Annotated in this window: 16 protein-coding genes; 10 read left to right on the top strand and 6 right to left on the bottom strand. The window is 73.4% G+C overall.

What is annotated here, in order from left to right; all coding sequences use genetic code 11:
• Positions 1-67: 67 nt before the first annotated feature.
• Positions 68-913 (bottom strand): SDR family oxidoreductase, encoded by an 846-nt coding sequence (locus tag ACFOVU_RS15915; RefSeq protein WP_378534370.1) that lies wholly within the window; start codon positions 911-913, stop codon positions 68-70.
• Between the two features lie 259 nt (positions 914-1,172).
• Here ACFOVU_RS15915 and ACFOVU_RS15910 point away from each other — a divergent pair, with 259 nt between their 5' ends.
• The 8 genes from ACFOVU_RS15910 to ACFOVU_RS15875 all read left to right on the top strand — a co-directional run bounded on the left by ACFOVU_RS15910 (position 1,173) and on the right by ACFOVU_RS15875 (position 9,727).
• Positions 1,173-2,045, top strand: a complete 873-nt coding sequence (locus ACFOVU_RS15910) for an ABC transporter permease (protein ID WP_378534368.1) — start codon at positions 1,173-1,175, stop codon at positions 2,043-2,045.
• Complete coding sequence (locus tag ACFOVU_RS15905) at positions 2,018-2,815, top strand: ABC transporter ATP-binding protein (protein WP_378534366.1); 798 nt, start codon at positions 2,018-2,020, stop codon at positions 2,813-2,815. Before ACFOVU_RS15910 ends, ACFOVU_RS15905 begins: the two co-directional genes overlap by 28 nt.
• Before the next feature lie 79 nt (positions 2,816-2,894).
• Positions 2,895-3,881 (top strand): ABC transporter substrate-binding protein, encoded by a 987-nt coding sequence (locus tag ACFOVU_RS15900; RefSeq protein WP_378534364.1) that lies wholly within the window; start codon positions 2,895-2,897, stop codon positions 3,879-3,881.
• Between the two features lie 285 nt (positions 3,882-4,166).
• On the top strand, positions 4,167-6,398 hold the full coding sequence (locus ACFOVU_RS15895; RefSeq protein ID WP_378534895.1) for an FAD-dependent oxidoreductase: 2,232 nt from the start codon (positions 4,167-4,169) through the stop codon (positions 6,396-6,398).
• A 70-nt stretch (positions 6,399-6,468) separates the two neighbouring features.
• Entirely contained in the window at positions 6,469-6,879 is a 411-nt protein-coding gene (locus ACFOVU_RS15890) for a TOBE domain-containing protein (RefSeq protein ID WP_378534362.1), read from the top strand.
• Entirely contained in the window at positions 6,872-7,702 is an 831-nt protein-coding gene (gene modA / locus ACFOVU_RS15885; protein WP_378534360.1) for a molybdate ABC transporter substrate-binding protein, read from the top strand. Before ACFOVU_RS15890 ends, modA begins: the two co-directional genes overlap by 8 nt.
• A 151-nt stretch (positions 7,703-7,853) precedes the next feature.
• Positions 7,854-8,639, top strand: a complete 786-nt coding sequence (locus ACFOVU_RS15880) for an ABC transporter permease (protein ID WP_378534358.1) — start codon at positions 7,854-7,856, stop codon at positions 8,637-8,639.
• Entirely contained in the window at positions 8,621-9,727 is a 1,107-nt protein-coding gene (locus tag ACFOVU_RS15875) for an ABC transporter ATP-binding protein (RefSeq protein ID WP_378534357.1), read from the top strand. Before ACFOVU_RS15880 ends, ACFOVU_RS15875 begins: the two co-directional genes overlap by 19 nt.
• Here ACFOVU_RS15875 and ACFOVU_RS15870 read toward each other — a convergent pair.
• A complete protein-coding gene (locus ACFOVU_RS15870; protein ID WP_378534355.1) occupies positions 9,715-10,638 on the bottom strand; it encodes a helix-turn-helix transcriptional regulator in 924 nt (307 codons plus the stop codon). The genes ACFOVU_RS15875 and ACFOVU_RS15870 overlap by 13 nt on opposite strands.
• Positions 10,639-10,817: 179 nt before the next feature.
• Between ACFOVU_RS15870 and ACFOVU_RS15865 the strand changes: the two genes are divergently transcribed.
• Both ACFOVU_RS15865 and ACFOVU_RS15860 read left to right on the top strand, forming a co-directional pair.
• Positions 10,818-12,227 carry an MFS transporter gene (locus tag ACFOVU_RS15865; RefSeq protein ID WP_378534353.1) on the top strand — a complete coding sequence of 470 codons (1,410 nt, stop codon included), beginning with the start codon at positions 10,818-10,820 and terminating at the stop codon, positions 12,225-12,227.
• A 30-nt stretch (positions 12,228-12,257) separates the two neighbouring features.
• The gene (locus tag ACFOVU_RS15860) at positions 12,258-12,584 is read left to right on the top strand and encodes a carboxymuconolactone decarboxylase family protein (RefSeq protein WP_378534351.1); all 327 of its coding nucleotides are present in this window, start codon (positions 12,258-12,260) and stop codon (positions 12,582-12,584) included.
• A gap of 149 nt (positions 12,585-12,733) precedes the next feature.
• Here ACFOVU_RS15860 and ACFOVU_RS15855 read toward each other — a convergent pair whose 3' ends face one another.
• The 4 genes from ACFOVU_RS15855 to ACFOVU_RS15840 form a co-directional block, all read right to left on the bottom strand.
• The gene (locus ACFOVU_RS15855) at positions 12,734-14,947 is read right to left on the bottom strand and encodes an adenylosuccinate synthetase (protein WP_378534349.1); all 2,214 of its coding nucleotides are present in this window, start codon (positions 14,945-14,947) and stop codon (positions 12,734-12,736) included.
• Between the two features lie 52 nt (positions 14,948-14,999).
• Positions 15,000-16,196 carry a cytochrome P450 gene (locus tag ACFOVU_RS15850; protein ID WP_378534347.1) on the bottom strand — a complete coding sequence of 399 codons (1,197 nt, stop codon included), beginning with the start codon at positions 16,194-16,196 and terminating at the stop codon, positions 15,000-15,002.
• A gap of 101 nt (positions 16,197-16,297) precedes the next feature.
• Positions 16,298-17,005: a tRNA-dependent cyclodipeptide synthase gene (locus tag ACFOVU_RS15845; protein ID WP_378534345.1), complete on the bottom strand. Its 708-nt coding sequence runs from the start codon at positions 17,003-17,005 to the stop codon at positions 16,298-16,300.
• A gap of 275 nt (positions 17,006-17,280) precedes the next feature.
• Positions 17,281-18,363, bottom strand: coding sequence for a threonine synthase (locus ACFOVU_RS15840; RefSeq protein ID WP_378534343.1), 1,083 nt, complete (start codon positions 18,361-18,363; stop codon positions 17,281-17,283).
• Positions 18,364-19,093 lie beyond the last annotated feature (730 nt).

Raw genomic sequence — 19,093 nt, 5'->3', positions numbered from 1 at the left:
GACCGCGGCAGCGCGCCGTCGCCGCCCCGCAGAGGCGAGTGCGGGGCGACGCCGGCGGCGGCGCGGGTCAGGACGCCAGCGCGTCGGCGATGCTGGTGGCGATGGGCGTGGTGGGGCGGCCGATGAGCTTGGCGAGGTCGCCGTTGCGGTGGGCGAGCAGGCCGCGGGCGATGGCGCCGTCGATGCCGACGAGCATGTCGACGACGGCGCCGGGCAGCCCCGCCTCGGTCAGGATCCGCGCGTGTTCCTCGGGGGTCACGCTGGTGTAGGTGACCTCCTTGCCGGACTGGCGGGAGAGCTCGGCCGCGTACTCGGCGAAGCTCCAGGCCTCGTCGCCGCTGAGCTCGTAGGCGCGGTTCTCGTGGCCCTCGCCGGTCAGCACCGCGACAGCGGCGGCGGCGTAGTCGGCGCGGGTCGCGGAGGCCACGCGGCCCTCGCCGGCGCTGGCCAGGACGGTGCCCTGCTCCAGGGGCTGGGCGAGGTTCTCGGTGTAGTTCTCGTTGTACCAGCCGTTGCGCAGGAAGACGTAGGGCAGGCCCGAGTCGAGGATGGCCTGCTCGGTGCCCTTGTGGTCGTCGGCGAGCGAGAAGTCGGCGTCGGGGCCGCCGAGGACGCCGGTGTAGGCCAGCAGCGCGACCCCGGCGTCCTTCGCGGCGTCGACGACGGCGCGGTGCTGCGGGATCCGGGCGCCGACATCGTTCCCGGAGATCAGCAGGGCCCGGTCCCCCGCGCCGAAGGCGCCCTGGAGGGAGGCGGGGTCGTTGTAGTCGGCGACGCGCAGCTCGACGCCGCGTTCGGCGATGCCGGCCGCCCTGTCCGGGTTGCGGACGACGGCGGCGACCTGGTCGGCGGGGACGCGCTCCAGCAGCCCGTCGATGACGTGGCGCCCAAGTGCGCCGGTCGCTCCGGTCACGACGATCACGATCGTGCTCCGATCTGTGGCAGGGAAAGGTGGACCGCTTCCCGGGAAGGGCGCTTTCCATTCAACAGTACAAACTATGAGTAAGTTAGCACCATCCACAGACCCACGCACCACGTGACACTCAGGAGCGGGCAAGTGACGGGATCGACGATCGAGGTCTTTATTTCCTACTAATCAGGTGGGTAAAATATGAGATCGGCCGGTCGCGCCACCATCCCCGCTCCCGTCACCACCATGGAGGGCACCCCCCATGAACCCGTCCGACACCGCAGCGCCGCCGCGCGCACCGGATCCGCCGCGACGCCACGCGCCCCCGGGCCCCCGTCCCGCGGCACCCGCGCGACCGCGCAAGCGGGTGCTCCAGCGGATCCGGCTCTGGGACCGCTGGCTCAGCCCGCTCGCGCTGCTGATCGCCTGGCAGCTCGGCGCCTCGCTGGGCCTCATCCCCGACCGCCTGCTGCCCGCCCCCAGCACCGTCGCCGCCACAGCGGCCGACCTGCTGGGCGACGGCACGCTCGCCGAAGCGATCACGGTCTCCCTCCAGCGCGTGCTGACCGGGTTCGCCATCGGCTCCGTCGCCGGGATCGGGCTCGCGGTCGTGACCGGCCTCAGCCGATGGGGCGAGAGCCTGCTCGATCCCCCCATGCAGATGCTGCGGACGGTCCCCATCTTCGGCCTGATCCCGCTGTTCATCCTCTGGTTCGGGATCGGCGAGACCCCGAAGGTCGCGCTGGTCGCCCTCGCCGTCGCCATCCCCCTCTACATCAACACCGCGGCGGCGATCCGCGGCGTGGACGCGAAGTTCCGCGAGGTCGCCGCGGTCCTCGGGCTCTCGCGCGCCGGGGTCGTCCGCCACGTGGTGCTCCCCGGCGCGCTGCCCGGGCTCCTGGTCGGGCTGCGGCTGAGCCTGGGCTCGGCATGGCTCGCGCTCATCGTCGCCGAGCAGATCAACGCCGACGCCGGGCTGGGATTCATGGTCAACAGCGCCCGGGAGTTCCTGCGCACCGACATCGTCGTCCTGGGTCTGCTCATCTACAGCGTGCTCGGGCTGCTCACCGACGCCCTGGTCCGATTCACCGAAAGGAGGGCGCTGGCATGGCGACGCGCTTTCGACGCACGGTGACCGCGGCGACCGCCCCGAGCGCCGCCGCCACCGGAGCCGCACGTCAGGCGCAGTCCGGCTCCACCACTGCGGCGGCCGAGGTCAGCGAATTGACCCGCACCTTCGACGGCCGCCCGGTGCTGGACGGCGTCGACCTGCGCATCGAGGCCGGGGAGTTCGTCGCCCTGCTCGGCAGGAGCGGGTCGGGGAAGTCCACGCTCCTGCGGATCCTCGCCGGCCTGGACCGCGACGCCGAGGGCGCGGTCGAGGTGCCGGTGCCCGTCATGGTCGCCTTCCAGGAGCCGCGGCTGCTGCCGTGGAAGCGCGTGGGCGCCAACGTCGCCCTGGGCCTGGACGCCCCCGACCCCGCCGCGGCGGCCGCGGAGGCGCTGGGCGAGGTCGGCCTCGGCGGGCACCTCGACGCCTGGCCGGTGACCCTGTCCGGGGGCGAGGCGCAGCGGGCCTCCCTCGCCCGCGCGCTCGTGCGCGAGCCCGGCCTGCTGCTGCTCGACGAGCCCTTCGGCGCGCTCGACGCCCTGACCCGGATCTCCATGCACGACCTGGTACTGCGGCTGTGGCGGCGGCACCGGCCCGGCGTCCTGCTGGTCACCCACGACGTCGACGAGGCGCTGCTGCTCGCCGACCGCGTCCTCGTACTCGCCGAGGGGCGCATCGCCCACGAGCAGCACATCGGCCTGGACCGCCCCCGCCCACGCGACCACGAAGCGCTCGCCCGCTCCCGCGCCGACCTCCTCACCGCCCTCGGCGTCGACCCGATCGGAAGCACATGACCACCGCCGTACCCCACACCATGACGGCCGTAGCCCGCCCCGCCACCGCCGTACGCGGCGCCGACCCGATGGGAAACGCATGACCCCCCGCGTACTGCGCTCCGCCACCGCCGCCCTCGCGGTCCTGCTCACGGCCGCCGCGTGCGGCGGCGACGACGCCGTGCGCGACGACGGCACCGTGGACCTGTCACAGGTGACGCTGACCGTCGGCGACCAGCTCGCGGGCGCGCAACCGCTCCTGGACGCGGCGGGCGAGCTCGACGACGTCCCCTACACGCTCGAGTGGTCGACGTTCACCTCCGGGCCGCCGCTGCTGGAGGCGGTGCACGCCAACGCCGTGGACATCGGCCAGGTGGGCAACGCCCCGCCGGTGTTCGCCGCCGCGGCCGGCTCCGAGGTGAAGATCGTCGCCGCGTTCGACTCCGGGCCCGACGCGTCCTCCATCGTGGTCCCGCCGGGGTCGGACCTCACCGACCCCGCCGACCTGGCCGGCGCGCGGGTGGCGGTCGCGCGCGGCAGCTCCGCCCACGCCCAGCTGCTCGAGGTCCTCAGCGACGAGGACCTGGGCTTCGACGACCTTGAGGTGGAGTTCCTCCAGCCCGCCGACGCCCTCGCCGCGTTCTCGGAGGGCCGCGTGGACGCCTGGGCGGTGTGGGACCCCTACGTGGCCCAGGCCGAGGACCGGCTCGACGCCGAGATCCTGGTCAACGCGGAGGCCTACGGCAACACCTTCAACTTCCAGGTCGCAGCGGACACCGCCCTGGAGGACCCGGCCAAGGCCGCCGCCCTGGAGGACTACGTGGAGCGCGTCCACCGCGCGGTGGTCTGGAGCGGCGAGAACCCCGACGAGTACGCGGAGGTCTGGGCCGAGCACAGCGGCCTCCCGGTAGAGGTCACCCGCCTCGCCGCCGAACGCCGCTCCCCCACCCCGCGCCCGATCGACCAGGACCTCATCGACCGCGAACAGACCCTGGCCGACTCCTTCGCCGAAGCCGGCGAGATCCCCACCTCCCCGAACATGGCCGACTTCACCGACGACCGCTTCGACCACCTTGTCCCCGAGTGACACCGGGCCGGTCATGGAGGGTCCGCCGGGCAGGCGCAGTCCTGTTCCGCCCCCTCATCGACCGGGACAGGACCGCGCGTGAGTGGCGGGCGCCGCTCGCCGACATCGACGCCGTCTAGCCCCTCCGTCCCCCCGGCCTCCGCCTCGTTTCTCGAGGTGGGGGCCTTCGTCGTATTCCTGGGGTGAACGAACAGTACGCCCCTCTTGGGGTTGATTTGACATGGTTTGCGGTAGCCGCCCGGCCGCAATGGCACCGCCGCACTGTACGAAGGGCAGGTGAGCGGCATGGCAACGCTGACCAAGAAAAAACCATCGAGCATCACGGACGACGGCGGCATCAAGGTCATGAAGGGGGACCGGCGGTTCGCTTCCCTGTGCCGGGGCTTCAACCCCCGGTGGACTTCCAGCCCGGAGTACGTGCGGCTGGTGCGCACCGGCGAGGAGGCGTGTCGCGCCCTGGAGAAGGCCGTCCGCGAAAAACCGGAGGTCGCCAAGCGCGACCGGATCACGGTCCGCGCCGGTGGGCACTGCTATGAGAACTTCGTCTGCGCTGATGACGTCCGGGTCATCATCGACGTCTCGCTGCTCGACGGCATCTACACCGAGAAGCAGAAGGGCCCCAAGGGCGAGGACATCGTCTGTATCGAGGCCGGTGCCACCAACGGCGACCTGCGCAAGCGGCTGTTCCTGGCGACCGGCAAGGCGTTGCCGGGCGGCTCCTGCTCGACCGTCGGGATGGGGGGGCACATCCCCGCCGGGGGCTTCGGCCTGCTCTCGCGCCAGTACGGGCTCACCGTCGACTACCTCTACGGGGTGGAGGTCGCCGTCGTCGACTCCAAGAAGAACGTGAAGCTGGTCAAGGCGACGAGGGACAGCAAGGACCCCAAGCTCAGGGAGCTGTGGTGGGCCCACACCGGGGGCGGCGGGGGCAACTTCGGGATCGTGACGAAGTTCTGGTTCCACAACCTGCCCACGGCGCCCGAACACGTCCTGTTCTCATCGGGCGGGTGGCCCTGGAAGGACGTCATCAAGTCCAAGGCCGACTTCACCCGGATCGTGAACAACTTCGGCAAGTTCTTCGCCGAGCACCGGGGGCGCGACAAATTCTCCGCCCTCTTCGGGATCCTGCTGCTCACCCACGCCGGCAACGATCAGATCGGGCTCTTGGCGCAGATGGACGCCTCCATCCCCAACGCCAAGGACCGCATGAACACGTTCCTGAGGGCCATGGACCGGGGGCACAAGCCCAAGTTCATGCCGCTGGAGGAGGCGATCGGCCACTACCCGGCGCTCCCGTCGCTGGGTTCGCCCATGACGCCCGCCAAGCTGACGTGGAACACCGTGGACAAGACGCTGGACCCGGTGGACAACCTCAAGTGCGGCAAATACAAGTCCGCCTACCTGCGCAAGCCGATGGGCCCGGAGCAGATCGACGCCATGTGGAAGTCGCTGGCCGGTGAGGGCCGGTCGGTCACGCGCGACGCCGTGGTCCAGGTGGACTCCTACGGCTCGGCGATCAACCGCAAGAGCAAGAGCGCCACCGCCGCCTATCAGCGCGACTCCATCATGAAGCTCCAGCACCAGATCTACTGGCCCGCGCCCGGCAAGGGCACCGACGAGCTGGCCTGGATCCGCACGCTGTACTACAACATGTTCAAGTCCACCGGCGGGGTGCCGGTTCCGGACGTGACCGGTAAGGGGCTGACCGACGGCTGTTACATCGGCTATCCGGACGTGGATCTGAGTTCGAGGTGGAACGCCTCCGAGTACTCGTGGCATGACCTCTACTACGGCACCGGCCGGCACTACCAGCGGATGCAGCAGGTGAAGGAGAACTTCGACCCGCTCGGCATCTTCCGCCACCAGCAGTCGGTGCAGCCGTTCATGCGGCCCGAGGTGAGGCTGCCCCGCCCGCGCCAGCCCGAGGGTGCCGTCCGCGGCACGAGGGCGGCCGCCCGGCCGGCCCGTGCCGGCGGTGGGCGCGCGACGGCGACCGCGGCCACCCGGCGCGCGGGCGCGCGCGGCGCGACGAAGCCCGCCGGCGGGACGCGTACCCGTGCGGCCGCCGCCCGCGGTGGCGCGGCGAAGGCCCCGGGCACGGCCCGCACGCAGGCCGCGCGGGGTGGCGCGGCGAAGACCACCCGGGCACCGCGCGGCGCGGCAGCGTCCAAGGTCGGCCGGGCGACCACTCCGGCCAAGGGCGGGCGGACACGCGCCGCCGCCACCCGGGCGACCCGGGCGCCCGCCGCGGCGAAGGGCACCGGGACCCGGGCCGCCGCGGCGAAGAACGGGCGGACCCGCGCGACCGCGCAGGTGGGGCGTACTCGGGCCGCCGCCGCACCGGCGGCCCGCCAGGGGAAACCGGCACCCGCCGGGCGCGCCAAGGCCGCCGCACCGCCGAGCCGCCAGGGCAAGGCGGCACCCGCCGGGCGGACACGCGCCGCCGCACCTGCGGGCCGCCAGCGGGCCGCCGCTCCGGCCGCGGGCAACCGGGCGGCCGCCGCGAAGAAGAAGTGACCGCCATGGACCGCATCTGCGGGCGCAATCCGCCCTGGATCCTGGCATTTGCCAGGTATATGGTTTCCTGGTGTCGAATCTTCGAATCAGCGAGGTCGCCGATCTCGTCGGCGTGAGCGCGGATACCGTGCGGCGGTGGGTCGACTCCGGCCGGCTCGCCGCCGTGCGGGACCCGCACGGCCACCGCCGCATCGCCGGGGCCGACCTCGCCGCGTTCATGCGGTCGGGGGCGGCCGACGACCCGGCCCGCCGCTCCTCCTCCGCCCGCAACCGGTTCCACGGCCTGGTCACCGCCGTCGTCCGCGACGGCGTCATGGCCCACGTGGAGATCCAGGCCGGCCCCCACCGCGTCGTGTCGCTCATGAGCCGCGAGGCCGCCGACGAGATGGGCCTCGAGGTCGGCACGGTCGCGACCGCGGTCGTGAAGTCGACCAACGTCATCGTCGAGACGGAAACCCCCTCAGGAGCGCGCCATGCGTGAGCCCACCCCCCGCCGCCCCTCCCCCGTGTCCCGCCGCCGTCGTCCACCGCTCGCCCCGGTACTGGCCGCGGCGCTGCTGCTGGCCGCGGCCGGCTGCGGGCAGGTCGACGGCGACGACCCCGCCGCCGCGGGCGGCCAGAGCGCCGCCGAGCGCACCCTGACCGTCTTCGCCGCCGCCTCCCTCACCGAGTCCTTCGAGGAGCTGGGCACGCGGTTCGAGGAGGCCGAGCCGGGGGTCGCGGTCGAGTTCAACTTCGCGGGCAGCTCGGAGCTGGCCCAGCAGATCAACGAGGGGGCGCCCGCCGACGTCTTCGCCTCGGCCAACCCCGCCAACATGGACCTGGTCGCCGAGGCGGGCGGCACCGACGGCGAGCCGGCCGTCTTCGTGCGCAACATCCTGGAGATCGCCGTCCCGCCGGACAACCCCGCCGGGATCGAGGAGCTGGCCGATCTCGCCGGCGACGGCGTCTCGGTGGCGCTGTGCGCGGCGGAGGTCCCCTGCGGCGCGGCGGCCGAGACCCTCATGGACGAGACCGGCGTGGAGATCACCCCGGTCACCGAGGAGGAGGACGTCCGCGCCGCGCTGACCAAGGTCGAGCTCGGCGAGGTCGACGCCGCACTGGTCTACCGCACCGACGTCATCGCCTCCGAGGGCGCCGTCACCGGCATCGAGTTCCCCGAGGCGGAGTCGGCGATCAACGACTACCCGATCGCCGCCCTCGCCGAAGCGCCCGAACCGGAGCTGGCGCGGGCGTGGGTCGAGCTGGTCACCTCCGAGACCGGAGCCGAGGTCCTGGGCGACGCGGGGTTCCGCGCCGCATGAGCAGCGTCGCGCGCACCCGGCCGGGCGCCGGAGAGCCGCGGGGCCCACGCGGGGGCGGGCCCCGGTGAGCGGCACGGACGCCGGGCCGCGCGCCGGCGCACCCGCGGCATCCGGCGGCGGCCCCGGGCGTCCCGCCCCACGCCGCACACGGGTGCGGCGCGGACGGTTCCCCTGGCTGCTGGTGGTCCCGGCGCTCATCGGGATCGCCTTCCTGGTCCTGCCGTTCGCCGGGCTGCTGATCCGCGCCCCCTGGGCGACCCTCGGCACCCGGCTGGCCATGCCCGAGATCCGTGCCGCCCTCGGCCTGTCGCTGGCCACGGCGACCGCGGCCACGGCCATCTCGCTGGCGCTGGGCGTGCCGCTGGCCTGGCTGCTGGCGCGGACGGACTTCCCCGGACGGCGCGTGGTGCGGGCGCTGGTCACGGTGCCCATGGTGATCCCGCCGGTGGTCGGCGGCGTCGCCCTGCTGCTGGCGCTGGGCCGCCGCGGCGTGGTCGGCCAGTACCTCTACGACTGGTTCGGCTACTCCCTGCCCTTCACCCCGGCCGCCGTTGTCGTCGCGCAGGTGTTCGTGGCCATGCCGTTCTTGGTGGTCAGCGTGGAGGGCGCGCTGCGCGGCGCCGACCGCCGCTTCGAGGAGGCCGCGGCGACACTGGGCGCGACCCGCGCGGTGGTGTTCCTGCGCGTCACCCTGCCCTCCGTGCTGCCGGGCGTGGTGGCGGGCGCGGTCCTGTGCTGGGCGCGCGCCCTGGGCGAGTTCGGCGCGACGATCACCTTCGCGGGCAACTTCCCCGGGCGCACGCAGACGATGCCGATCGCGGTGTACCTGGCCATGCAGACGAGCCCGGAGTCGGCGATCGTCCTGAGCCTCGTCCTGCTCCTGGTGTCGCTGGTGATCCTGGTCAGCCTGCGCGAAAGATGGGTGAACCCGCTGTGATCCCGACCGCGGAGCCGGGCGCCGGCCCGGCCGTTCGCCCCGTTGCGCTGGACGCGCGGCTGGTGGTGCGGCGTCCCGCGTTCGCCCTGGAGGCGGAGGTGTCGGTGGCGGCGGGCGAGGTGCTGGCGCTGCTGGGACCCAACGGGGCCGGGAAGTCCACCGCGCTGCGCGCGCTGGCGGGGCTGGTGCCCATGGAGGGGGGCCGCATCGAGCTGGACGGGCGCGACATCACCACCGTGCCCACCGAGGAGCGGCCCATCGGGATGGTCTTCCAGGACTACCTGCTCTTCCGGCACATGAGCACCCTGGACAACGTGGCGTTCGGCCCCCGCTGCCGCGGCGCGGGCCGGGCGCAGGCGCGGCGCATCGCGGCGGAGCTGCTGGAGCGCATGGGGCTGTCGGCGCACGCCGCCGCCCGCCCCGCCGCGCTCTCCGGCGGGCAGGCGCAGCGGGTGGCCCTGGCCCGGGCCCTGGCGGTCGAGCCGCGCCTGCTGCTGCTCGACGAGCCGCTGGCGGCGCTGGACGCCCACACCCGGGTGGCGATCCGCGCGCAGCTGCGGCGCCACCTGGCCGGTTTCGACGGCGCCACGGTGATCGTCACCCACGACCCGTTGGAGGCGATGGTGCTCGCCGACCGGGTGACAGTGGTCGAGGACGGATCGGTGGTGCAGACCGGCACCCCGGCCGAGGTGGCGCGCCGTCCCCGCACCGACTATGTGGCGCGGCTGGTCGGCCTCAACCTGTACCGGGGGCACGCCCGGGGCGACGGTGACGTGGTCGTCGGGCCGCCCGGGCACGAGGCGCGGGTGGTGGTCCCGGGGACCCCGCGGGGCGAGGTGTTCGCGGCCTTCCCGCCGCGCGCCGTCGCGCTGTACCGCGCGGTGCCCGGCGGGACGCCGCGCAACACCTGGCGCGTGGTCATCGACGGTATCGAGCGGTTCGGCGACCAGGTCCGCGTGCACCTCGACGGTGAGCTGGCCCTGTCGGCCGACATCACCCCCGCCGCCCTCGCCGACCTGCGCCTGGCCCCCGGCGACACCGTTTACGCCGGCGTGAAGGCCGCCGAGGTGTCCTGCTACCCGGCCTGACCGGCCGTCTCCGGGGCCGGCGGCGCGTCCAGAACGTGGGCGAGGCCCGCCTGGCCGGCGCTCGCAGCCCAGCCGGCGAGGAGCTTGAGCGCGTCGTCGTCGCGGGATCCGGGCTCGGCGCTGAGGACGTTGAGGCTCAACGTGGGGTGGGCGGGCAGATGCAGGGCTTCGAAGTCGAGGGTGACGTCGCCGACGACGGGGTGGCGGACGTACTTGACGCCACGGTGGTGCAGGCGCACGTCGTGCTCGGCCCAGGCGGCGCGGAATTCGTCGCTGCGGGTGACGAGTTCGCCGATGAGGTCGGAAAGCCCCTTGTCGTGCGGGTTGCGGCCGGCCTCGGTGCGCAGGAGGGCGACCGTGTTGGCCGTCGACTCCGCCCAGCCGGGGCCGAAGAATTCGCGGCCGCGGGGGTCGAGGAACCTGAACCGGGCGAAGTTGACCGGCGGCCGGCGTCCGCTGGAGAACAGCGGCGCGTACAGGGCATAGCCGAGCCGGTTGGCGGTGAGGAAGTCGAGGCGGCTGTTGCGGACGAACGCCGGGGTGTCGGTCATGGAGTCGAGGATCCGCTGCACGCTCTCCGGGACCCGGGTCTGCGGCTGAGCGGGGCGCCTCCGCCTCCGGTGGGTGGTGTTCGCGGCGCGGGCGAGGTCGTGCAGGTGCGCGCGTTCGGCGGCGTCGAGTTCGAGGGCGCGGGCGAGGGCGTCCAGGACCGCATCCGAGACGCCGGCGAGGTTGCCGCGCTCCAGGCGGATGTAGTAGTCGATGCTCACCCCGGCGAGCATGGCGACTTCCTCACGCCGCAGCCCGGGGACGCGGCGGTTGCCGCCGTAGGCGGGCAGGCCCGCCTGCCGGGGGGTGATCCTGGCGCGGCGTGAGGCCAGGAACCCCTTGATCTCGCTGCGGTTGTCCACGTTGTCCAGGCTAGATCCGCTCGGGGGGCCGTGGGGGGTTCTGTCGTTACCCGGTATGACTTTACCTTCCCCGATTGTGTGACCAGGGGTTTCATCGGTAGTGCCCCGGATGGGGCGGCCCGTCGGCCGCCCCATCCGGGTGCATTCCGTCCACCGCGTTTCACTTGGGAGGATCATCGGTGCCGACCACGGGTTCCCGCGCACGGCCCGCCGCAGGTCCGGCGGACCGCGGGCGCAGGCGGCGGACGGCCGCGCTCGCGGCCGCGGTGGCCGGCTTCTTCGTCATCACCCTGGACGCCACGGTCGTCAACGTCGCGCTCCCCTCCATCCGCGGCGATCTGGGCGGCGGGATGACGGGCCTCCAGTGGGTGGTGGACGGCTACACGCTGATGTTCGCCGCCCTGCTGCTATCAGCGGGTGCGCTCACGGACCGCATCGGCGCCCGGCGCGCCTTCGGCCTGGGGCTGGCGGTGTTCGTCCTCGCCTCCGCCGCCTGCGGTCTCTCCCCCGGCCTCGGCGCGCTGGTCTGGGCCCGGTTCGTGCAGGGCGTCGGCGCGGCGGTGATGATGCCCGCCACCCTGGCCCTGATCCGCGAGACCTACGACGACCCGGCCGAACGCGCCCGCGCGATCGCCGTCTGGGCGATGGGCGGTGCCGCGGCCGCCTCCTCCGGACCCCTCGTGGGCGGCGTGCTCACCGGGGTGTGGGGCTGGCCCCTGATCTTCTTCCTCAACGTGCCCGTTGGCGCCGCGGCGCTGCTCCTGCTGGTGGGCACGGCGCCCTCGCCGCACCGGAAGGTGCCCTTCGACTGGGCCGGGCAGGTCGCCGCCGTCGCGGCGATGGGCGGGCTCACCTACGGGGTGATCGAGGCCGGCGCCGAGGGGTTCACCGCGCCCCGCGTCCTCGTCGCTTTCGCCGTCGCGGTCGCCGGGGCGGCCGCCTTCCTGCTGGTCGAGGCGCGTGCCGCGCACCCGATGGTCCCGCTGGAGCTGTTCCGCAACCGCAGCGTGGTGATCGCCGTCGCGCTCGGCTTCACGTTCATGGTCGCCTTCTACGGGCTGCCGTTCCTGTACAGCCTGTACTTCCAGCAGCTGCGCGGGCTGTCGCCGATGGCCACCGGACTGGCGTTCGTCCCCATGCTGGCCGTCGCCTCGCTGCTGACCCCGGTCGTGGCCCGGCTGGTGGAGCGGATCGGCCGCCGGGTATCGATCACCGCCGGCCTGCTCGTGATGGGCGCCGGCGTGGCCGCCCTGGCCATTCTTCCCGAGACGGCACCGGTGTGGCTGATCGCCGTGCTGCTGTTCCCGGTCGGCCTGGGCGGCCCGTTGATCATGCCCCCGATCACCGCGCACCTGCTCGACGGCGTCCCCGCCCACCGGGCCGGTGTCGCGGGCGGCATCCTCAACTCGGCCCGCCAGGTGGGCGGGGCGCTGGCCGTCGCCGTCTTCGGCGCCCTGCTCGCCGGACCCGCCGGTCTCGCGGCCGGCGTGCGCACCAGCCTGATCATCACCTGCGTCCTGCTCCTGGCCACCACGGCGGCGACACCGCTGCTGGCAGGCCATCGGCAGGTCCCGTCCCGCGAGTCCTAGACGACATCGCCCGCAATAAGGAGTCCGCGCATGGCGAAGCAGACCGCACCCCGGCACCTGGCCGAGCTGGCGCCCAAGCTGGTGCAGCTGACCGACGACGTGCTCTTCGGCGACGTGTGGGAGCGCGCGGAGCTGTCCCCGCGCGACCGCAGCCTGATCACCGTCACCGCCCTGGCGGCGCTGCACCGGCCCGATCAGCTCGGCTTCCACCTCAAGCTCGCACTGGACAACGGGCTGACCGTGGACGAGCTGGCCGAGGCGATCACGCACCTGGCGTTCTACGCCGGGTGGCCGGCCGCGATGACCGCGATCAACCAGCTGCACGGCATCGCCGCCGCCGAGGCCTCGGAGACCTGACCCGGGCACACCGCGCCGCACGCGTGCGGACGCCGCCCGCCCGGGCGGCGGGAGCGGGGGCCGCCCCGCGCCCACCCGGGGTTGCGGGTCGGCACGGTGGGCGCGGGGCGGGATCGGGGGTGGACCCGGAACCGGGGGCGGGCGGCGGCTCAGCCCGCCGCCCGGTCCGGTGCGGTGCCGGCGGCGGGCCGGAACCGGCCCGGGCTCAGGAGGTCGAGCGCCTCCCCCGCGGTCGCGGCGTGGCGCACCAGCGCGCGGTCGTCGGGGGTGATGAAGCCCGCCGTCAGCGCGTGGTCGAGCAGGCCCACCAGCGGGTCGAAGTAGCCGGACGCGCCCGCCAGGACCACGGGCTTGTCGTGCAGCCCCAGCTGGGTCCAGGTGACGGCCTCGAACAGCTCGTCGAAGGTCCCGTAGCCGCCGGGGAGCACCAGGACGGCGTCGGCGAGGTCGTACATCAGCGCCTTGCGTTCGTGCATGGAGGCGACGACCCGCAGGTCGTGGAGGTCGCGGCGGCCGAACTCGCGCTCCATGAGCGAGCGCGGGATGATCCCGGTGACCGTCCCGCCGCCCTCCAGGGCGGCGTCGGAGAGGGCGCCCATCATGCCGACGCCGCCCGCGCCGTAGACGATGTGCGTTCCGCGGCGGGCGCATTCGGCGCCGATCTGGGCCGCGAGCCGCCGGTGGCGGGGATCGGTGCCCGCGCCGGCGCCGCAGAACACCGCCACGCACGGCCCCGATCCGGCGCGGCCGGTGCCCGGGTCACCCGCCCGCCGCGCGGCGGTGACGGGCGCCGCCCGGTCCGGTCCGGGGGCAGCGGCCTGGTCCTGGCCGGGTGCCGCGGCCCGCCCCGGCGCCACGGCGGTGTCCCGGCCCGGGTCCGCCGCGGCCCCGGCAGTGGGCACGGGCGCCTCCGGGGCCGGTGCCATGACCTCGGCGAGTTCGCCGCCGGGCACCACGATCAGGTCGTCGGCGTGGGGCCCCTTGCTGATCCCGCTGACGGGGACCCCCAGGTAGGCGGAGACGAAGCCGGCGAACGCGGTCAGCTCCGCGGGCAGGTCGGCGTAGTCGCGTGCGTGCGTGGTCGAGGTGCGCCAGCCCGGCAGGTGGGTGTAGATCGGGGTGCAGGAGCGCAGGTAGTCCTCTTCGGGGCGGAACGGCAGCGGGCCGTCGTCGCCGGCGCGCCGGTAGCCCACGCACACCCCGATGCGGTCGAAGCCGTCGAGGACGTCGAGCTTGGTGAGCACGACGCTGGTGTAGCGGTTCAGCTCGGCCGACCAGTGCGCGTGGGCGAGGTCCAGCCAGCCGCAGCGCCGGGGGCGGCCGGTGGTGGTCCCCGACTCGGCTCCGCGTTCGCGCAGGAGGGCGCCGAGTTCACCGGTCTCCTCGGTGACGAACCCGCCGTTGCCGACCATGGTCTGGTAGGCCTTGAGGACGCCGACACGGTGGCGCACGCGCGCGCCGTCGACACCGGTCCCGGCGGGCACCGAGTGGAAGACGGTGGGCGAGGTGGTGACGTAGGGGTAGATGCCGTGGTCGACGTCGATCAGCGGCCCCTGCGCCCCCTCGAACAGCACCGGCCGCCCGGCCTCCACCGCCGCGCCCAGCAGCGCCGTGGTGTCGGCGGCCATGGACAGCAGCAGGTCGCGGTGGGCCCGGACCCACTCGACATCGTCGTCCACGCAGGACGGCGGGAGCCCGAACAGCCCGGCGCTGAGCCGCAGCCGGTCGCGGACCAGGTCGAGGTCGGCGGTGTCGCGGACCCGCACCCCGGTGCGGTTGTACTTGCAGACGTTGGCGGGGCCGATCCCGCGCCGGGTGGTGCCGATGACCTCGCCGTCGGCGCGGTCGCCGTCCTCCTGGCGGGCGTCGGCGCGCAGGTGCAGCGGCAGGACGAGGTGGGCGCGGTCGCTGAGCAGCAGCCGGCCGCTCACGGCGAAGCCGCGCGCGTCGAGGTCGGCGAGTTCCCCGGCGAGGGTCTCGGGGTTGACCAGGACGCCGTTGCCGATGACGCCGACCACGCCGGGGTGGCGCATCCCCGAGGGGACGAGGTGGTTCTTCAGGACGGTCGCGGGGCCGCGGCCGTCGCGGAAGGCGACGGTGTGGCCGGCGTTGTCGCCGCCCTGGACCCGGACCACGAGGTCGTGGTGGGGGGCGAGGCGGTCGACCATCGCGCCCTTGCCGCCGTCGCCCTGCTGGAGGTCGCCGACCCAGGTGACCGGTGCGGGGCCGCGGTCGCGGGGCTTGACGGCGGGCAGGGCCGCGAGCAGGTCCTCACAGGTGCGGGCCCGGCGCGCCCGCACGGCGCTCAGGAGCGTGTGGGCGTCGGTGAGCGGATGCGGGCCGTCGGCGGCGTTGTCGCTCATGGTCCGGGTCCTCCTCCGTGGCGGGCGGGTTCGGTGGCGGTGGAGACCGGTGTCACCAGGTGACGGGGATGGCGACGGGCCTGCGGTCGAGGAGGTCGTCGCGCCACTCGATCTCGCCGGGGGGCACGGCCAGGCGCATCGTGGGAAAGCGCCGGGTCAGCTCCTCGACGGCCACTTGGAGGCCCATTCGGCCCAGGGCGCTGCCGGGGCAGTAGTAGGTGCCGCGGCCGAATGCGAGGTGGGCGCCGCCGTTGCGTGTGAGGTCGATCCGGTGGGGGTCGGGGAAGGCGGCGGGGTCGCGGTTGGCGGTGTCGGCGCTGATCAGCACGCGGTCGCCGGCGCGGATGGTGACCCCGCCCAGTTCGATGTCGGCGGTGGCGACCCGCGGCAGGCCGTTGTGCAGGAAGAGGGAGTGGCGCAGCAGCTCCTCGACGGCCGGGCGGGGGGCGGCCCCCTGTTCGCACAGCCGGTCCCAGGCGGTGCGCTGGTCGAGGAGGCTGACGATCGAGTGGGCCAGGACGCTGACGGCGCCGACGTGGCTGGCGCCGAAGAACCAGGCGAGGATCTCGGCGAGGACGTCGTCGTCGAGCCGTTCGTCGGGCGGGCGCGCGGCGTTGGTGTCGCGGGATCTGCGGGCGGCGCCGTCGGGCAGGTCCGGGCGTGCCAGGAAGGACACGAAGTAGTCGTGCATCCGCGTCCAGTTGGCGCCGTAGTCGACCTGGGGGTCCTCGCGGATGGGCATGGCGGTCTCGATGGAGTCGATGAGGCCGTGCGCCTCGTCGAGGGGCATGCCGAGGACCAGGCAGGTGAGCGCCAGCGGCAGGGCCTGGGCGTAGGTGGGGAAGAGGTCGGCGGGCTGACGGGAGTCGGCGACGGCGTCGAGCAGGGTGCGTGCGGTCGCGCGCGCCCGCGGTCGTAACGCCTCGACGCGGGGCGGCGCGATGGCACCCAGGAATTCGCGGCGCGGCCCCGTCTTGTGGGCGGCCTGTGCCGAGGCGGCGGCGTTGGGCGCCGGGCCCGCGGCGCCCTGCTCGGCGGAGTCGAGGACGGCGCCCCAGACGAGGGAGAGGCGGTCGTCGTCGAAGGCTCTCACGGCCAGGTCGTGGCCGGTGATGAGCCACGCCTGGTCGCCGGCCGGGGTCAGCACGCGGGTGATGGGCCGGTGCTCCTGAAGTTCGCGGTACTGCGCATGGAGCACGTCGCCGCGGGGGCAGAACGGGAAGCGGGGCAATTCGGAGTCGGTGGTCAATGCCGTCCCTCCGGTGTGTGGGGGTAGGGGGATGCGCATGTCGCGGGGCCGGTCGCCGGTATCGGCGCGGTGTCGGTACCGGAGTGCGGATGGCGCGTCGGCTAGCCGTGGCCGGCCGGGCGCACCACGGCGAACCCCTGGGTGGGCACCACGGGCACCACCGCATGCGGTCCGCAGATGAAGTCGAGCAGGGGTAGTCGGAGGTGGTAGCAGGAGACGGTGGATTCCACGCCGAGGATGCGGGGCGCATCGTGGAAGAACGGCAGCTCGGCCTGGAGGTAGGAGAACGCGGTGTCGATCTGGTCTTCCCGGGCGTTTCCGGCGCCCAGCCGTGATTCGAGGACGGCCCGGGTCATCGCGCGCGCCGCTTCGCGGAATTCGGGCCGGTCGCAGAGGGCTTTTTGGGTTCGGGCGCGGACGGCGTGGTAAGCGGGGTCGTCCATGAAGTCGGACAGCCCCCGCAAGGTGAGCCTGCTCCGGTCCGCGCCGCACTGCGCGGCGGCGTCCTTAATGCGGTTCCGCAGGACGCTGGTCTCTTTATGGGTACGTTTGCGCGCGCGTTCTTCGTCGTAGCCGATTGCGCGGAAGATCTGGATGACGTGGCTGTCCGCGGCCACGACATCGACCGCGTCGAACCTGCGGAGCGCCCATGCGAAGAGCTTGGAGAGGCGCCCTCGGCTGAAATAGCTGTTTCCGTGACTGACCCCCAGGAGCGCGTGCCCTCCGGTCTCCATGAGGATTCGGCAGTTGTCGGTCAACGGAGTGACGTAGAAATCGCCATCGCGTTCAACGGACGCCGTGTACACCACGGGCGGTCCTTCCCATCATCGGCGTCGAGGGGCGCCACCGGTCGTTTCACAGGCTTGGTACCTCTTATTCGCGCCCGCGAAACACCTACATGCTTTCATTTATGGCATTCGAGCGCCCGCACGAGCAATTCTCAAGAAGCTGAAATAGGCAATAATAGAAGTACTTGGGAGGCGATCCGGTCTTCAGCTGATTTGATCCGGTTCGCCGGGAAGCATCGCGGTTCCCCGGAGAGGAGAGTCCCGGGGGGCAAGGGTCCCGGGGCGGGGCCCTGGGCTCACCCGTCCTCGGTGGGGAAGGCCGCGGAGGCCACGCGCTGGCGGGGGATGCCGCCGCGGCCGTTGCGGGTCCCGCCCCGGGGGCGGGGGGTGACCACCTGGAAGCGCTGGGGGGTGGGCCAGCCGACACGGTCGCCGCCGGTGAGGTTGACCAGGACCCGGGCGCGCGCGGGCAGGACCCCCTCACGGCGCATCCGGACCGCTCCGGCCAGGGCGGTGGCGCTGGAGTGGCAGACCTGGATCCCCTCCGTCTCCTCGAGCAGGGCGCGTACGGCGCGGATCTCGTCGGTGTCGACGGACAGGATCCGCCCGCCGCTGGTCCGGCAGGCGTGGCGGACATAGGGGTAGGAGGCGGCGGGGTCGCCGCACAGGATCGCCTCGGCCGGGCCGCGGGGGTCGGCGACGATATGGCGGGGCTCGATGGCCGGTGCGCCGTCGCGGCCGGCGGCCGCCATCGGGGCGCAGCCGTCCTGCTGCACCGCCATGAACCTGGGGAGTGCGGGCAGGCGTCCCAGGAGCCGGTACTCCACCGCCCCCTTGAAGCCGCCCAGCAGGCCCGCCCCGCTGCCCACGGCCTGGAAGACGTAGTCGGGCGGTTCGGGCAGCTGGTCGAACGCCTCCAGGTAGGCCAGCTTGAGCCCTTCGCGGCGGGCGAGGTTGAAGAACCCGCCCTCGCAGACGGCGCCGGTGCGTTCGGCGAAGCGGCGGGCGGCGGCGACGACAGCGGGGCCGTCGCCGTCGACCAGGTGGGTGGCGACCGTGGGGTGGTCGGGGTAGTTGAGCCGGTGGTGGTAGCCGCGCCCGCAGAACAGCGCCATCTCGATGCCGTCGATGAGCTGCACGCCGCGGGCGTAGGCGGTCGAGCTGTTGCCGCTGGAGGCGGTCACCAGGCGGCCGACGCCCAGTTCCAGGAACCGGGACAGCGCCACCGAGGCGATGCGGTCCTTGGTGCTGCGCGTGGGGTTGGTGCTCTCGTTCTTCAGGAAGAGGTGGGGCAGGCCGGCCCGCCGCCCGAACCCCTCCGCCGCGTGGCAGGGGGTGTTCCCGTCGCCGAACCAGAAGAGGTTCTTGCGGCGGCGCACGGGGAGCAGATCGAAATACCGGCGGAGCGGACTGGGTCCGGGATCCAGGGAAACCGCACCGATGTCATGGATTGCGTCGACCGCTCCCCCGCAATGTCCGCACCGGCCGGCCCGGTCGTTTTCGGCCGCCCGGCCGCAGACGATACAGGCCAACGCGAAACCGCCGCCGAGACCGGCGTCGGACCAATCCCTCATGAGTTTTTCGTAGTGCACGCCGAATGCCATTATTTCCCCTTCGCCCCACAGCAGCGCGGGCCCGCCATCGGGTTTGCATGTGGCCGCCATCGCCCGCCGTTCCGGGGATGACGTGCTGTTCCAAGAGGTCGGAGGGGACCTCCGCCACAGAGCCTACGATCCGCGCCCGACCACCGTTGATAGAATTCCGAACTTTCTACTCGCGGATCATCCGTTTCCCCGGCCCTCATGTCGGGAACCCTCATTGCCGATTTCACGTTCATTCGCTTCGACCCCGTCCGGCTTCGGGCCGGCACTCCGGAAAGGACAGGCGAAGGACATGCCATCACACGATTCGCCACATCTCAGAAAATGGTCCGATATCGACGTCTTGCGCGAATGTGAGGAGGGGCGGCATCCTTGTGGACTCAGCGGGCAGGGGGCGGGTGACTTCCGCCGTCGGCGGCGGTCCGCCGGCGCGGAGGGCGGTACGCCGTGAGGGTGGTGCGCCCCCGTTGGACCGGCGGCGCGCGCGGCGCGCCGCCCACCGCGGCAC

The organism is Nocardiopsis sediminis, from assembly GCF_042650565.1.
In the GTDB taxonomy this organism is placed as follows: domain Bacteria; phylum Actinomycetota; class Actinomycetes; order Streptosporangiales; family Streptosporangiaceae; genus Nocardiopsis_B; species Nocardiopsis_B sediminis.
Note: the sequence above shows the minus strand (reverse complement) of the source record. Positions and strands in the feature narration are given on the sequence as shown.

Excerpts from the sequence above, each read along its gene's own strand:
- ACFOVU_RS15900 (WP_378534364.1), top strand. The coding sequence starts at position 2,895 with ATGACCCCCCGCGTACTGCGCTCCGCCACCGCCGCCCTCGCGGTCCTG.
- modA (WP_378534360.1), top strand. The coding sequence starts at position 6,872 with ATGCGTGAGCCCACCCCCCGCCGCCCCTCCCCCGTGTCCCGCCGCCGT.
- ACFOVU_RS15905 (WP_378534366.1), top strand. The coding sequence starts at position 2,018 with ATGGCGACGCGCTTTCGACGCACGGTGACCGCGGCGACCGCCCCGAGC.
- ACFOVU_RS15910 (WP_378534368.1), top strand. The coding sequence starts at position 1,173 with ATGAACCCGTCCGACACCGCAGCGCCGCCGCGCGCACCGGATCCGCCG.
- ACFOVU_RS15875 (WP_378534357.1), top strand. The coding sequence starts at position 8,621 with ATGGGTGAACCCGCTGTGATCCCGACCGCGGAGCCGGGCGCCGGCCCG.
- ACFOVU_RS15855 (WP_378534349.1), bottom strand. The coding sequence starts at position 14,947 with ATGAGCGACAACGCCGCCGACGGCCCGCATCCGCTCACCGACGCCCAC.
- ACFOVU_RS15860 (WP_378534351.1), top strand. The coding sequence starts at position 12,258 with ATGGCGAAGCAGACCGCACCCCGGCACCTGGCCGAGCTGGCGCCCAAG.
- ACFOVU_RS15895 (WP_378534895.1), top strand. The coding sequence starts at position 4,167 with ATGGCAACGCTGACCAAGAAAAAACCATCGAGCATCACGGACGACGGC.